Below are 13675 nucleotides of genomic sequence, written 5' to 3'. Positions count from 1 at the left end.
GCGTTTTGAGTGACAAGCCACATCGGGAATAACCCGCGATCAACCGGCCCGGCGCAACAACCAGACCCCGGCCAGGGCACAGACACCGGCCGGTACCAGCACCGCAAACAACGGCGAGAAACCGAATACCAGGCTCGAAGGCCCCAGCAAATCCTGGACGATGCGGAAGGTGAAACCCACCAGCACACCGGTAAAGACCCGCTGACCGAGAGTCACCGAACGCAGCGGGCCGAAGATGAAGGAAATCGCCATCAACACCAATGCAGCGGTCACCAGTGGCTGCAACACCTTGACCCAAAACGCCAGCCAGTAACGACCGTTGCTCAGGCCCTGGTCAGCCAGGTAGTGGATGTAACTCCACAGACCGGTGATCGACAATGACTCAGGCGCCATCACCACAGTACTCAGCAGTTGCGGGCTCAGGGCTACTTCCCAACGCTCCACCGGAGTCGTCACCACTTCGGTGCTCTTGTCATGGAACAACGTGGTCGTGACATCGCTCAGCTGCCAGTGATCCGTGTCAAATTCCGCGCGCTTGGCAAAGCTCGAAGACAGCATGTGGCGTTGATCGTCGAAGCGATAACGGGTCACGCCGTACAGCAGACCATTGGGTTGCACGGAGTTGACGTGAATGAACTCGTCACCCTGCCGGTGCCACAGACCGTGCTTGGCGCTTTGTGCATCGCCACTGCCCTGGGCCAGCGAGCGATTGGCCTGAGCGGTGACTTCCGTGGCCGGCGCGACGTATTCGCCAATCACCAGCCCTACCGCCATCAGAAGCAGCATCGGCTTCATGACGGCCCAGACGATCCGCCCGAGCGATACGCCCGCAGCGCGCATGATGGTCAGTTCGCTGTGGCTGGCCAGACTGCCGAGGCCGATCAGGCAACCGATCAACGCCGCCATCGGCAACATGTCGTACAGACGGCGTGGAGCGGTCAGCAGCACGTAGCTCAGGACATCTATCAGCGTATAGGTATCGCTGACCTCACTCATTTCATCGATGAAGGCAAACAGCGTTGCCAGGCCGAGGATGATCCCCAGGACTGCCAGGATCGCGACGAACACGCTGCTACCGATGTAGCGATCGAGCTTATCCACGGGCCACCTCCAGCGCACTGCGGCGACTCGCCATTTTCAAGCGCAGCGGCTCCCAGTACAGCAAGCCCAGACCGATGGACAGGAAGATCGCATGCACCCACCACAAGCCCAATGCCGGCGCAATCTTGCCCTTTTCGAGGGCGCCGCGAGCGGCAATCAGGATGCTCAGGTAAGCCATATAAAGAAGAATCGCCGGCAGCAACTTGAGGAAACGGCCCTGGCGCGGGTTGACCCGCGACAGCGGCACCGCCATCAGGGTCACGATGAAGACCAGCAACGGCAGGGACAGACGCCATTGCAGTTCAGTGCGCGAGCGGATGTCATCACTGCCCAGCAAGGAGCGAGTGGTCATTGCGTCACGGTCGGTGACTTCGTCGCTGACGTCCGGCTTGGGCAGCAATACGCCGTACTCGTCGTATTTGATGGCGCGGTAGTCGGCCTGACCCGGATTACCGTCGTAACGATAGCCGTTGTCGAGGATCAGATAACGGTTGCCGTCGGGGCGAATTTCCTGACGCCCCTTCTCGGCCACCAGTACGGAAATCCCGCGATCCTTTTTGTCGGAGTTTATATTTTTCTGCGAAATGAACACGCCACCCAGATTGATGCGGTCATCCGAAAGTTGTTCGGTGTAGGTCACCCGAGTACCGTCGCGCAAGGCCTGGAAGCGGCCTGGCTCAAGGGTATCGAATTCAGTCAGTGCGTCCTGTTTGTTCAGCAGCAACTGGAACTGATTGGCCCCTTGCGGCGCCAGGCTCAGGCTCAGCCATGCCACCACCAGCGCAACCAGGGTGGCCGGAAAAAGGGTCATGGCGAACAGACGCTGCTGACTCATGCCAGTGGCAGACAACACGGTCATTTCACTTTCAAGATATAGGCGACCGTAGGCCAGCAAAATCCCGAGAAACAGCCCCAAAGGCAGGATCAACTGCAGAAAACCCGGCAGACGGAAACCCATGATCAGGAACAGTGACCCCGGATCCAGAAGGCCAGAGGCCGCCTGGGCGAGGTACTTGATAAAGCGCCCGCTCATGATGATGACCAGCAGCACGGCGCTGACGGCGCTCAAGGTCAACAGGACTTCGCGGGATAGATAACGGAAGACAATCAAACCAGACACTCCAGGGTTGTCAGGCTAAGCGGCCAAACAAACAAACGTATCGGTCGGCCCGCAGGGCAGAGCCGCCGAAAAAGATGGCGCATTATCCTGTGATTGGGTGCGCCTGTCACTGCGCACGCTCAAGCAGACACCTGAACCACCGAAGTTCGCATGACCGAGGGTTGTCAGGCGCCGGTAGCGAGGTTCAAACTGCGGCCTTTATCGCTGGCACTGCACCGGCGTCTTTCTTAATAAGCAAGCCTCTGCGCGTCGCGCACTTTGACCATTAATTCAGGGACCCAGACATGGAACTGGTTGTAAAAAGCGTTAGCCCGGAAACGTTGAAGACCGCCACGCTGGTGGTCGCCGTCGGCGAAGGCCGTAAACTCGGCGCCGTTGCCAAACAACTCGACGAACTGAGCGGTGGCACCATCAGTGCCGTTCTCAAGCGCGGCGACCTGGCCGGAAAAGTCGGCCAGAGCCTGTTGCTGCACAGCCTGCCTAACCTCAAGGCCGAGCGCGTGTTGCTGGTGGGCGTGGGCAAGGATGAAGAGCTGGGCGATCGCCCGTTCCGCAAAATCATCGCCGGCATCCTCAACACCCTTAAAGGCCTGGGCGGCAGCGATGCCGTTCTGGCCCTGGACGAAGTCGTGGTCAAAGGCCGCGACAGCTATGGCAAAACCCGCCTGTTGGCCGAAACCCTGGTGGATGGCGAGTACACTTTCGACCAGTTCAAGAGCCAGAAAGCCGACCCGCTCTCCCTGAAGAAAATCACCCTGGTGACCATCAAGGCAGCACAGGCCGAAATCGAACGCGCCGTGGCCCACGCTACCGCGATCGCCAATGGCATGGCCTTCACCCGTAACCTGGGCAACCTGCCGCCAAACATCTGCCACCCGACGTTCCTGGGCGAGCAAGCCAAGAATCTGGGCAAAGAATTCAAGAGCCTGAAAGTCGAAGTCCTTGATGAGAAGAAGATCAAGGACCTGGGCATGGGCTCGTTCTACGCCGTCGGCCAGGGCAGCGCCCAGCCGCCGCGCTTGATCGTCATGCAATACAACGGCGGCAAGAAATCCGAGAAGCCGTACGCACTGGTCGGCAAAGGCATCACCTTCGACACCGGCGGCATCAGCCTCAAGCCGGGCGCCGGCATGGATGAAATGAAGTACGACATGGGCGGCGCCGCCAGCGTGTTCGGTACCCTGCGTGCCGTGCTTGAGCTGAAACTGCCGATCAACCTGGTGTGCATCCTGGCCTGCGCCGAGAACATGCCGAGCGGCAACGCTTCGCGTCCGGGCGACATCGTCACCACCATGAGCGGTCAGACCGTGGAAATCCTCAACACCGACGCCGAAGGCCGTCTGGTGCTGTGCGATGCCCTGACCTACTCCGAACGCTTCAAGCCGCAAGCGGTGATCGACATCGCCACCCTGACCGGCGCTTGTGTCGTCGCTCTGGGTTCCCACACCTCGGGCCTGCTGGGCAACAACGACGAGCTGATCGGCCAACTGCTGAGCGCCGGCCAATCCGCCGACGACCGCGCCTGGCAACTGCCGCTGTTCGATGAATATCAAGAGCAGCTGGACAGCCCGTTCGCCGACATCGCCAACATTGGCGGCCCGAAAGCCGGCACCATCACCGCTGCCTGCTTCCTGTCGCGCTTCACCAAGAACCTGAACTGGGCGCACCTGGACATCGCCGGCACGGCCTGGACCAGCGGCGGCAAGGACAAGGGCGCCACTGGCCGTCCGGTTCCCCTGCTGACCCAATACCTGCTGGACCGCGCCAAAGCCTGAAACCAATGACCCCGAGCGGTGCCTCTTACCCGTGGCGCCGCTCAGGGTTCAGGAACCGCAATGACCAAAGTCGACTTCTATATCCTGCCCAGCGCCGATCCTTCGGCACGGTTGGATTTCGCCTGCAAGCTCACCGAAAAAGCCTGGCGCATGGGCCACCGCATTTACCTGCACTGCAGCGATGCCGCCCAGCGTGATGACCTCGATGCACGTTTGTGGGCCTTCAAGGGCGAAAGCTTCGTGCCCCACGGTCCGGCTGAAAGCGAGCCGGAGGGTTTGATTGTCCTGGGTCTTGGCGATGCCTGCGGTCAGCATCAGGATCTGCTGGTCAATCTCGACCTGAAAGTCCCGGTATTTGCCAAACAGTTCGCCCGCGTGGCGGAAGTGGTGGTGGAAGATCCGACGATTCGTTCGGCTGCGCGGGAGAGTTTCCGTTTCTACCGCGAACAGGGCTATCCTCTGCAAGATCACCGTTTACAGCGACTCTGAGCATTCCGATGGACACTCCAAAACCGCAGCAAAATTCCGCGCATCTGCTGGATGACCTCGAGTCGATCCGACAACTGCTCGGCGATGACAACCTGCAACCGCCCTTGCTGACCGACACGGTCATTGAAGGTGATCAGGAACAGATCCCCATGCTGTTCGACACGGTCGGCAATGCGCCGCAACCGGTCGAAACCACACCACCACCCGCCCCAGCCGCGCAACCGTCACCTGCCGCCAGCAAAGGCCCTGACGCCCTGCTGCACCTGGACAGCGAACTGCGCGCCGCCGCGCTATTGATCATGCAAGATGTGATCGACGACTTCGCCCCGCACATTGAAACCGAAATCAAACGCCGTCTTGATGCGCGAATGGAACGGTTGCTCAGCCAGTACGAATAACACTGTCGAGCGGGCTTCTGTGGCGAGGGAGCTTGCTCCCGCTCGGTTGCGAAGCAGCCGCAAAGCCTGCACACGCGGAGTACCTGACACACCTGACTTGCTGATGTCGGGGCCGCTTCGCGCCCCAGCGGGAGCGAGCTCCCTCGCCATAGGTCCATTCCACACTTTGATCTGCGCCCTGTCCGCACCTGCTCGCCCTACGCCCCACGCCCCGCTATACTTGCCGGCTTTTCCTGAATAAATGCCAATAGGGTCCCGCCGCGCATGGATAAGACCTACCAGCCGCACGCCATTGAAACTTCCTGGTACAACACCTGGGAGTCTGAGAATTACTTCGCCCCGCAAGGCGCGGGCGAGTCCTACACCATCATGATCCCGCCGCCGAACGTCACCGGCAGCCTGCACATGGGTCACGGCTTCAACAACGCGATCATGGACGCCCTGATCCGTTTCCGCCGCATGCAGGGTCGCAACACCCTGTGGCAGCCGGGTACCGACCACGCCGGTATCGCCACGCAAATGCTGGTGGAGCGTCAACTCGAAGCCCAGGGCCAGAATCGCCATGATCTGGGCCGCGAAAAATTCCTCGAGAAAGTCTGGGAGTGGAAGGATCAGTCCGGCGGCAACATCAGCCGTCAGATCCGCCGCCTCGGCTCGTCCGTGGACTGGAGCCGTGAGCGCTTCACCATGGACGACGGCCTCTCGGAAGCGGTTAAAGAAGCGTTCGTGCGCCTGCACGAAGACGGCCTGATCTATCGCGGCAAGCGCCTGGTCAACTGGGACACCAAGCTGCACACGGCGATTTCCGACCTCGAAGTGGAAAACCACGACGAGAAAGGTTTCCTGTGGAACCTGAAGTACCCGCTGGCCGACGGCGCTAAAACCGCTGAAGGCAAGGATTACCTGATCGTCGCGACCACTCGCCCGGAAACCATGCTCGGCGACGCCGCCGTGGCCGTTAACCCGAACGATGAACGCTACAAAGCCCTGATCGGCAAATTTGTCGAGCTGCCACTGGTTGGCCGCCGCATCCCGATCATCGCCGATGATTATTGCGATCCTGAATTCGGCACCGGTTGCGTGAAAATCACCCCGGCCCACGATTTCAATGACTACGAAGTCGGCAAGCGCCACAACCTGCCGCTGCTGAACATCTTCGACAAGAACGCTGACGTGCTGCCGGCTGCCCAGGTGTTCAACCTCGATGGCAGCGTCAACGAGCAAATCGACGGCACGCTGCCCGCCGAATTCGTCGGCCTCAACCGCTTCCAGGCCCGCAAGGAAATCGTGGCTGCATTCGAAGCCGCCGGCCTGCTGGTCAGCGTCGACGATCACGCCCTGAAAGTACCGAAAGGCGACCGCTCCGGCACCATCATCGAGCCGTGGCTGACCGACCAGTGGTACGTCTCCACCAAGCCATTGGCCGAGCCGGCCATCGCTGCGGTTGAAGATGGCCGCATTCAGTTCGTGCCAAAGCAATACGAAAACATGTACTTCTCGTGGATGCGCGACATCCAGGATTGGTGCATCAGCCGTCAGCTGTGGTGGGGCCACCGGATTCCGGCCTGGTACGACGAGTCGGGCAAGGTCTATGTCGGTCGCGACGAAGCCGAAGTGCGTGCCAAGCACAACCTTGGCCCGGACGTTGCGCTGCAACAGGACAACGATGTTCTGGATACCTGGTTCAGTTCGGGCCTGTGGACTTTCTCCACGCTCGGCTGGCCGGAGCAGACCGAATTCCTGAAAAAATTCCATTCCACCGACGTACTGGTGACCGGTTTCGACATCATTTTCTTCTGGGTTGCCCGGATGATCATGCTCACCATGCACTTGGTGAAAAACGAAGACGGCACGCCACAGGTTCCGTTCAAGACCGTTTACGTGCACGGTCTGGTACGTGATGGCCAGGGCCAGAAGATGTCCAAGTCCAAGGGCAACGTCCTGGACCCGCTGGACATCATCGACGGCATCGAGCTGGAAGAGCTGGTGCAGAAACGCACCTCCGGCATGATGCAGCCGAAACTGGCGAAGAAGATCGAGAAGCAGACCCGCGACGAGTTCGCCGACGGCATCGCCAGCTATGGCACCGACGCCCTGCGCTTCACGTTCTGCTCGCTGGCGTCCACCGGTCGCGACATCAAGTTCGACATGGGCCGTGTCGAAGGCTATCGCAACTTCTGCAACAAGATCTGGAACGCTGCGCGCTACGTGCTGGACAAAGGCGAAGACTGCGGCCAGAACGGCGAAGCCTACGAGCTGTCCCTGGCGGATCGCTGGATCATTTCGCAGCTGCAACGCACCGAAGCCGAAGTGACTCGTCAGCTTGATCAGTTCCGTTTCGACCTGGCGGCACAAGCCTTGTACGAGTTCATCTGGAACCAGTATTGCGACTGGTACCTGGAACTCTCCAAGCCTGTGCTGTGGGACGAAAATGCACCGGTCGAACGTCAGCGCGGCACCCGTCGCACACTGGTTCGAGTGCTGGAAGTCGCGCTGCGTCTGGCGCACCCGTTCATGCCGTTCATCACCGAAGAAATCTGGCAGCGCGTCGCGCCGCTGGCCGGTATCGAAGGCAAGACGATCATGCTGCAACCTTGGCCTGTGGCCAATGAAGCACGCATCGACCAGGGCGCCGAAGACGACATCGAATGGCTCAAGGGCCTGATGCTCGGCACGCGTAACATCCGTGGCGAAATGAACATCGGTCCGGGCAAGCCGCTGAACCTGTTCCTGAAAAACGTCAGCGCCGAAGATCAGCGTCGCCTCACCGAAAACGAAGCCTTGCTGAAGAAGCTGGCCCGTCTGGAGTCGATCACCGTTTTGAAGGCCGGCGAAGAAGCACCGCTGTCCGCCACCGCACTGGTTGGCGAGATGGAAGTGCTGGTGCCGATGGCCGGCCTGATCGACAAGGATGCCGAACTGGCTCGTCTGGACAAGGAAATTCTGCGTCTGCAGGGTGAAGTTCAGCGGGTTGGCGGCAAGCTGTCCAACGCCGGTTTCGTTGATAAGGCCCCGGCCGAAGTCATCGACAAGGAACGCGCTAAACTGGCTGAAGCCGAACAGGCTTTGGGCAAGTTGGCCGAGCAGCATGCGCGGATTGCCAGCCTGTAACGGCAAGTCGCAATGAAAAAGGGAGGCCAGATGGCCTCCCTTTTTCATGCCCGCCCCTTCCCCCAAACACCGCAAATCCCTGTGGGAGCGGGCTTGCCCCGATGGCGTCCTTGCAGCCACATCAATGATGGATGTGATGTCCTCATCGCGGGCAAGCCCGCTCCCACAGGGAACAGCGGCGAACTTTACAGTTGGGTTCACAACGACTGGATGTGGGACAATACCCACCACTTTTAGCCATACCCGAATCGACAACGCCCATGAACGCCCCCCGCACACCAAGACCTGCGCGCAAAAAGCCTGACTCCGCTACCCCGGCCAAAGCCGTGGAGCCCCGCGAGAAGGCCAGCCTGCATCCGCGCAATCGCCATCAGGGTCGTTATGACTTCCCGGCGCTGATCAAAACCACGCCGGAACTGGCGAAGTTCGTGATCATCAACCCGTATGGCAAGGAAAGCATCGACTTCGCCAGCCCGGACGCGGTTCGGGTGTTCAACCGGGCGCTGCTCAAGTCGTTCTACGGCATCGCCCATTGGGACATCCCGGCCGATTACCTGTGCCCACCGGTGCCGGGTCGCGCTGACTATGTGCACTTCCTCGCTGACCTGCTGGCCAGCGTCAACGACGGCGAGATTCCTCGCGGTGCGCCGGTCAAGGTGCTCGATATCGGCATGGGCGCCAACTGCGTCTATCCGTTGATCGGCTACAGCGACTATCGCTGGCACTTCCTCGGCTCGGAAATCGACCCGACGGCCGTGGCCGCCGCCAAAGCCATCGTGCAATCCAACGGGCTGAACAAAGCCATCCAGCTGCGCCAGCAAAGCAATCCCAAGCACATTCTGCTGGGCCTGCTCGAGCCCGGCGAACGCTTCGACCTGACCATGTGCAACCCGCCGTTCCACGCCTCGATGGACGAGGCCACCAAGGGCAGCGAGCGTAAATGGCGCGCATTGGGCCGCGCCGACCCAAAACGTAAACTGCCGGTGCTGAACTTTGGCGGTCAATCGGCCGAACTGTGGTGTGAAGGTGGCGAAGCACGGTTTGTGACGCAACTGATCGCCGAGAGCGCGCATTTTCAACACAAAGTGCTTTGGTTCAGCACTCTGGTCTCGAAAGCCTCAAACCTGCCGGCGATCCAGACGGCGCTGAAAAAGGCCGGTGTGTTGGAAAGCCAAGTGGTAGAAATGTCCCAAGGGCAGAAGCAAAGCCGCTTCGTCGCCTGGACCTTCCAGACCAAGTCTGAGCAGCAAGTCTGGCGCGAACGTTGGGCGCGTAAAAGCTGATTAGCTGACCGACGTAGATCAAATGTGGGAGCGGGCTTGCTCGCGAAGGCGGTGTGTCAGTCGAATTCAATAGTGACTGACACACCGCCTTCGCGAGCAAGCCCGCTCCCACATTGGTTTAGAGGTGTTGCAGGTCAATCGTCAAATCGCAGACACAAAAAAACCGTGCCCGGATTGCTCCGGTGCACGGTTTTTTTTAACAAGTCTTACTTGTTAACAGCGTCGGTCAGGCCTTTGGCCACAACCAGCTTGATAACTTTCTTGGCAGCGATTTCGATGGCAGCGCCAGTCGAAGGGTTGCGGCCGGTACGGGCAGGACGCTCAGTCACTTTCAGCTTGCCGATACCTGGCAGGGTGATTTCGCCGCCGTTTTCCAGCTGATCAGCAACGATTTGGCCCAGTTGGTCCAGAGCGTTACGCGCGGTGGTTTTTGGCGCGTCGATAGCTTCAGCGATGTCGGCGATCAGTTGGTCTTTAGTAAGAGCCATGTAATGTTCCTTCCCTATCAAATTCATATGGATTGCAGAGTGCAGTGTCAGCCATCGAGCCCGATCTTCTGGATCTGGCACCCTCGGCCATAACCACGACGAGTCGGGGTTATAGATGCCGAAATCAGGGTTTGGTTCGACCTGACAAATGCTGAATGCACGCTTAACGCAGTGACTTCGCGTAAGACCGGGCAAAACTAGCACAGAGACGGGGAAATATCCGCCTCTAGCTACCCATTTGGTCAGCTTTATTGCTCTAAATCGGCAAAAAACTGCATAAGGGCCGGCGGACAGCTGCAAATTGCCCTTGGTACCACGCCAAAACCAGTGGTTGCGGTACACTGAGCGCTTTTTCGGGGGAGCACGCCCTCCTCTCTTCAATCAGCCGAGAAGCCCATGCCGATCCGTCATTGCATCGTCCACCTGATCGACAAAAAACCCGACGGCACACCCGCAGTGCTTCATGCCCGCGATTCCGAACTGGCCGAGTCCAGCGCCATCGAGTACATGCTTGCCGACCTCAACGAGAGCTACAACGCCAAACAAGGCAAGGCCTGGGGTTTCTTCCATGCCGAGTCCGGGGCGCATCCGTTCAGCGGCTGGCTGAAAGAATACCTCGACGGCGGTAAGGACTTCACAGCCTTCAGCCGGGTGGCGGTGGAACATCTGCAAAAGCTGATGGAAGAGTCGAACCTCTCTGTGGGCGGCCACGTGCTGTTCGCGCATTACCAGCAGGGCATGACCGATTACCTCGCCATCGCCCTGCTGCACCACAGCGAAGGCGTGGCAGTGACCGATCAGCTGGACGTGACCCCTTCGCGACACCTGGACCTTGGCCAGTTGCACCTGGCAGCGCGGATCAACGTCTCCGAGTGGCAGAACAACAAACAGTCCAAGCAGTACATCTCGTTCATCAAAGGCAAGAACGGTAAAAAGGTTTCGGAGTACTTCCGCGACTTCATCGGCTGCCAGGAAGGCGTCGACGGCCCCGGCGAAACCCGCACCCTGCTCAAAGCCTTCAGCGACTTCGTCGAAAGCGAAGACCTGCCGGAAGAGTCCGCACGCGAGAAGACCAAGACTCTGGTGGATTACGCCAGCAGCCAGGCCAAACTCGGCGAACCGATGGGCCTGGAAGAACTCTCGGAGCTGATCGACGAAGAACGCCCGAAAGCCTTCTACGATCACATCCGCAACAAGGACTACGGCTTGTCGCCTGAGATCCCGGCGGACAAGCGCACCCTGAACCAGTTCCGCCGCTTTACCGGCCGCGCCGAGGGCTTGTCCATCAGCTTCGAAGCGCACCTGCTGGGCTCGAAGATCGAATACGACGAAGAAGCCGGCACGTTGATCATCAAAGGTCTGCCAACCCAACTCACCGACCAGCTCAAGCGACGCAACTGATGCTCGGCGGCGTATTGAAGAAATGCCTGCTGATCCTGCTGGTGGTCGTTGTTTACCAGAACTGGGGCAAGATCGAGCGGGTGTTTCACCCCTCGCAGGTCGTGTCCGAGCAGACCCAAGCCAAGGCCAATGTCGTGCTCTACGCCACCGATTGGTGCGGCTACTGCAAGCTGACTCGACGCTTTCTCGACCAGAAGGGCATTCCGTACAAGGAATTTGATATCGAAAAAGATGCCCCGGCGCGTAAAGCCTACGAGGCGCTCGGAGGACGCGGGATCCCGCTGATTGATGTGAACGGAACGTTGATACGCGGGTATGACCCGGACAAGGTTCTTGCGGCGTTGAAATAACTCTTCAGACCGACACCGTCCCTTGTGGGAGCTGGCTTGCCTGCGATAGCGGAGTGTCAGGCAACATCAATATTGCTGGGCTGACCTCATCGCAGGCAAGCCAGCTCCCACAGGTCAGTGCATGACCAGAAATTCAATGGTTAGCGCCTACTGCACTTCGATGCGAAACCCGAACCGCGGAAAGTGCACATGCACAACGCCGGCCCGCTCGTCTTCGCGACGTAAAATCAACTCTTCGCTACCCGCAAACAACAATTCACCCGCCACCGGATCAACGCCGTAATCAGTCGCGGCGATCACCACCTGCTGGCCAACCTCAAACCCGTTTGGCTCCTCAAACTGCTCATCCGGCAACGCGGCCGGCGTGGCGTTGCGCGCGACCTCAAGCGCTTCCCCAGAAGTCATCTCGCTGAACGCGCCATGACCAAAGCCCATCACCCGACCAAACCACGCCAAAACAGCCGGATAAGCATCCACCAACGGTGACGTCACGTGCGTCGCTTTGAGGAACCACAACGGGTGAGCCAGGGCAAAGTCGGCAATCGACGGCTCGCCAAACAGGAAGTCGCCCTGTTCGCGCTGAAGCTGCTGCTCCAGACGCGCCATGATCGTTGGCCACTGGTGCCGAGCCTGCTCGGCCGATAACCGTGTGGCGCTGCCACCGCTGAACAAGCCGGCGCGATCGGCCAGGAACCCCTTGATCGCTTCCGGCGACAACTTGCCAAAGCGCACCGCCACCGACGCCGGCTGGAACACCAGGCTGACCGCATGCTGGAACACCACCGAATCGACCCACGCCGCGAAGGTTGCGGTGATCATTTCCTGACCTTCCGGGAAAAACGCCGGCAAGGCTTTTTCCTGCTCCAGACGACGAGCCATCAGCGCTGTGTCGCAATAGACATCAGCGCCAATCTGCAATACCGGCGTCTTGCGGTAGCCGCCGGTCAGCGCCGTCAGGTCGGGTTTTGGCATCACTGGCGATATGTTCACCGAGCGCCATGACAGCCCCTTGAAGCCCAGCAGCAAGCGGGCCTTTTCGGCGAAAGGGGACGTCGGGTAGTGATGAAGAATCAACTCGGACATGCTCGGCTCCGCCGCTCGGATAAGGAGCTCGCAGCTTAGCGCGCAATCCGCAAGCGGCCTACCCATCTGCCTGATGGGCGCTTATCAGTCAGATTGATAAGCCCGCAGCCGCGCTCGCCACTAGACATTCCTTGGCGCTTTTCTTGAGTTTTTTGATCAATCGTTCCTGGCGCAATGCTTCGCTTTTGTCGCGACAGACTTCGGTGTAGACCAATGCCACGGCCGGGCTGGAAAGGAAGAACCGTGCGCCTTTGCCACTTTGGTGGGTGGCGAAACGGCGGACGGGATCGTCGCTGATCCCGCAGTAGAGCGAACCATTGGCCGCGCGAACGAGGTAGACGAACCAGGGTTTGCTGACGGGCAGCGGCGGTTCGGCGGCAATGACGGAAGATTCGCTCAAGGTGTTCACGTGACGATCAAGGCTTGTAGGAAACAAGCCGCGATCTTATCAGCGACTGGCCTGAAATGCCTTCAGCCCCTTCAAGGCCTGGGCACGAACGGCGTTTCTCACCACTGGTGTCCAGCCCAACAACAGCCCTTTGAAACCCAGCGCCTGACGCGACCAGCGCCACAGATCAAAGCTGTCGTGATGCTCGCAGATCTTGCCGTCGCGAAACACGAAACGCGCCTGGATGTCGTTGACCACGGTATTGCCGGTCTGGCTGAACAGGTAGGCCGCTACCCAATGGGCACCGCCCGTGCGTTCATCGCTGCGCACATTATCGAAGGTCAGGGAGAAGTCCTTGGCCCGGGTGGTGAGCATGCGCCACATGTCGCCGGCATCGCGCCCGCGCAGTTCGCCGAACGCCGGATCACTGAATACCACGTCGTCGGTGTAGCACGCAGCCATGGCCTCGGCGTCGAGGTGCTGGAAGGCCTGGTAAAAGCGGGTGATCAGAGCGCTGTGGGCTTCACTCATGGGCAAACTCCAAGGAATGGACAGATTGCCAGCACGATAATCTGCAAACGGGCGAAACACTATCCGCATTCGTGTTCTGAATACTGACAGTAAGCCAAAGCCAGACACAAATCCTGTGGAAGCGAGCCTGCTCGCGATGACGGAGTGTCAGTCGACA

General features: G+C 59.6%; 13 protein-coding genes. 7 read left to right on the top strand and 6 right to left on the bottom strand.

Going from position 1 to position 13675, the window contains the following annotated elements:
* Positions 1-39: 39 nt before the first annotated feature.
* Positions 40-1101: an LPS export ABC transporter permease LptG gene (lptG, locus tag ACZ3HH_RS25560; protein ID WP_465808822.1), complete on the bottom strand. Its 1062-nt coding sequence runs from the start codon at positions 1099-1101 to the stop codon at positions 40-42.
* Positions 1094-2212, bottom strand: coding sequence for an LPS export ABC transporter permease LptF (gene lptF, locus ACZ3HH_RS25555; RefSeq protein ID WP_465808820.1), 1119 nt, complete (start codon positions 2210-2212; stop codon positions 1094-1096). Before lptF ends, lptG begins: the two co-directional genes overlap by 8 nt.
* Positions 2213-2505: 293 nt before the next feature.
* Between lptF and ACZ3HH_RS25550 the strand changes: the two genes are divergently transcribed.
* The 5 genes from ACZ3HH_RS25550 (at position 2506) to rlmF (ending at position 9277) form a co-directional block, all read left to right on the top strand.
* Positions 2506-3996 (top strand): leucyl aminopeptidase, encoded by a 1491-nt coding sequence (locus ACZ3HH_RS25550; RefSeq protein WP_465808818.1) that lies wholly within the window; start codon positions 2506-2508, stop codon positions 3994-3996.
* A 60-nt stretch (positions 3997-4056) separates the two neighbouring features.
* On the top strand, positions 4057-4485 hold the full coding sequence (locus tag ACZ3HH_RS25545; RefSeq protein WP_465808813.1) for a DNA polymerase III subunit chi: 429 nt from the start codon (positions 4057-4059) through the stop codon (positions 4483-4485).
* A gap of 8 nt (positions 4486-4493) precedes the next feature.
* Complete coding sequence (locus ACZ3HH_RS25540; protein WP_008072054.1) at positions 4494-4883, top strand: hypothetical protein; 390 nt, start codon at positions 4494-4496, stop codon at positions 4881-4883.
* A 264-nt stretch (positions 4884-5147) separates the two neighbouring features.
* Positions 5148-7994, top strand: coding sequence for a valine--tRNA ligase (locus tag ACZ3HH_RS25535; protein WP_465808811.1), 2847 nt, complete (start codon positions 5148-5150; stop codon positions 7992-7994).
* Between the two features lie 260 nt (positions 7995-8254).
* Positions 8255-9277: a 23S rRNA (adenine(1618)-N(6))-methyltransferase RlmF gene (rlmF, locus tag ACZ3HH_RS25530; protein ID WP_007905515.1), complete on the top strand. Its 1023-nt coding sequence runs from the start codon at positions 8255-8257 to the stop codon at positions 9275-9277.
* A 206-nt stretch (positions 9278-9483) separates the two neighbouring features.
* Here rlmF and ACZ3HH_RS25525 read toward each other — a convergent pair whose 3' ends face one another.
* The gene (locus ACZ3HH_RS25525) at positions 9484-9765 is read right to left on the bottom strand and encodes an HU family DNA-binding protein (protein ID WP_007905514.1); all 282 of its coding nucleotides are present in this window, start codon (positions 9763-9765) and stop codon (positions 9484-9486) included.
* A gap of 396 nt (positions 9766-10161) precedes the next feature.
* Between ACZ3HH_RS25525 and yejK the strand changes: the two genes are divergently transcribed.
* On the top strand, positions 10162-11166 hold the full coding sequence (gene yejK, locus ACZ3HH_RS25520; protein ID WP_008147593.1) for a nucleoid-associated protein YejK: 1005 nt from the start codon (positions 10162-10164) through the stop codon (positions 11164-11166).
* Positions 11166-11516, top strand: a complete 351-nt coding sequence (locus ACZ3HH_RS25515; protein ID WP_465808806.1) for a glutaredoxin family protein — start codon at positions 11166-11168, stop codon at positions 11514-11516. Before yejK ends, ACZ3HH_RS25515 begins: the two co-directional genes overlap by 1 nt.
* Positions 11517-11663: 147 nt before the next feature.
* Here the strand turns inward: ACZ3HH_RS25515 and ACZ3HH_RS25510 are convergent, their stop codons facing one another.
* The 3 genes from ACZ3HH_RS25510 to ACZ3HH_RS25500 form a co-directional block, all read right to left on the bottom strand.
* Positions 11664-12599: a glutathione S-transferase family protein gene (locus tag ACZ3HH_RS25510; RefSeq protein ID WP_465808804.1), complete on the bottom strand. Its 936-nt coding sequence runs from the start codon at positions 12597-12599 to the stop codon at positions 11664-11666.
* An 88-nt stretch (positions 12600-12687) separates the two neighbouring features.
* Positions 12688-13008: a GIY-YIG nuclease family protein gene (locus tag ACZ3HH_RS25505; RefSeq protein WP_465808802.1), complete on the bottom strand. Its 321-nt coding sequence runs from the start codon at positions 13006-13008 to the stop codon at positions 12688-12690.
* A 39-nt stretch (positions 13009-13047) separates the two neighbouring features.
* Positions 13048-13518: a nuclear transport factor 2 family protein gene (locus tag ACZ3HH_RS25500; protein WP_465808800.1), complete on the bottom strand. Its 471-nt coding sequence runs from the start codon at positions 13516-13518 to the stop codon at positions 13048-13050.
* Positions 13519-13675 lie beyond the last annotated feature (157 nt).

This window comes from Pseudomonas sp. PME37.24/025 (assembly GCF_055556615.1).
Note: the sequence above shows the minus strand (reverse complement) of the source record. Positions and strands in the feature narration are given on the sequence as shown.

Coding starts and splice junctions, on each gene's coding strand:
- yejK (WP_008147593.1), top strand. CDS start 10,162: ATGCCGATCCGTCATTGCATCGTCCACCTGATCGACAAAAAACCCGAC.
- ACZ3HH_RS25540 (WP_008072054.1), top strand. CDS start 4,494: ATGGACACTCCAAAACCGCAGCAAAATTCCGCGCATCTGCTGGATGAC.
- ACZ3HH_RS25535 (WP_465808811.1), top strand. CDS start 5,148: ATGGATAAGACCTACCAGCCGCACGCCATTGAAACTTCCTGGTACAAC.
- ACZ3HH_RS25525 (WP_007905514.1), bottom strand. CDS start 9,765: ATGGCTCTTACTAAAGACCAACTGATCGCCGACATCGCTGAAGCTATC.
- ACZ3HH_RS25545 (WP_465808813.1), top strand. CDS start 4,057: ATGACCAAAGTCGACTTCTATATCCTGCCCAGCGCCGATCCTTCGGCA.
- ACZ3HH_RS25500 (WP_465808800.1), bottom strand. CDS start 13,518: ATGAGTGAAGCCCACAGCGCTCTGATCACCCGCTTTTACCAGGCCTTC.
- ACZ3HH_RS25515 (WP_465808806.1), top strand. CDS start 11,166: ATGCTCGGCGGCGTATTGAAGAAATGCCTGCTGATCCTGCTGGTGGTC.
- ACZ3HH_RS25510 (WP_465808804.1), bottom strand. CDS start 12,599: ATGTCCGAGTTGATTCTTCATCACTACCCGACGTCCCCTTTCGCCGAA.
- ACZ3HH_RS25550 (WP_465808818.1), top strand. CDS start 2,506: ATGGAACTGGTTGTAAAAAGCGTTAGCCCGGAAACGTTGAAGACCGCC.
- rlmF (WP_007905515.1), top strand. CDS start 8,255: ATGAACGCCCCCCGCACACCAAGACCTGCGCGCAAAAAGCCTGACTCC.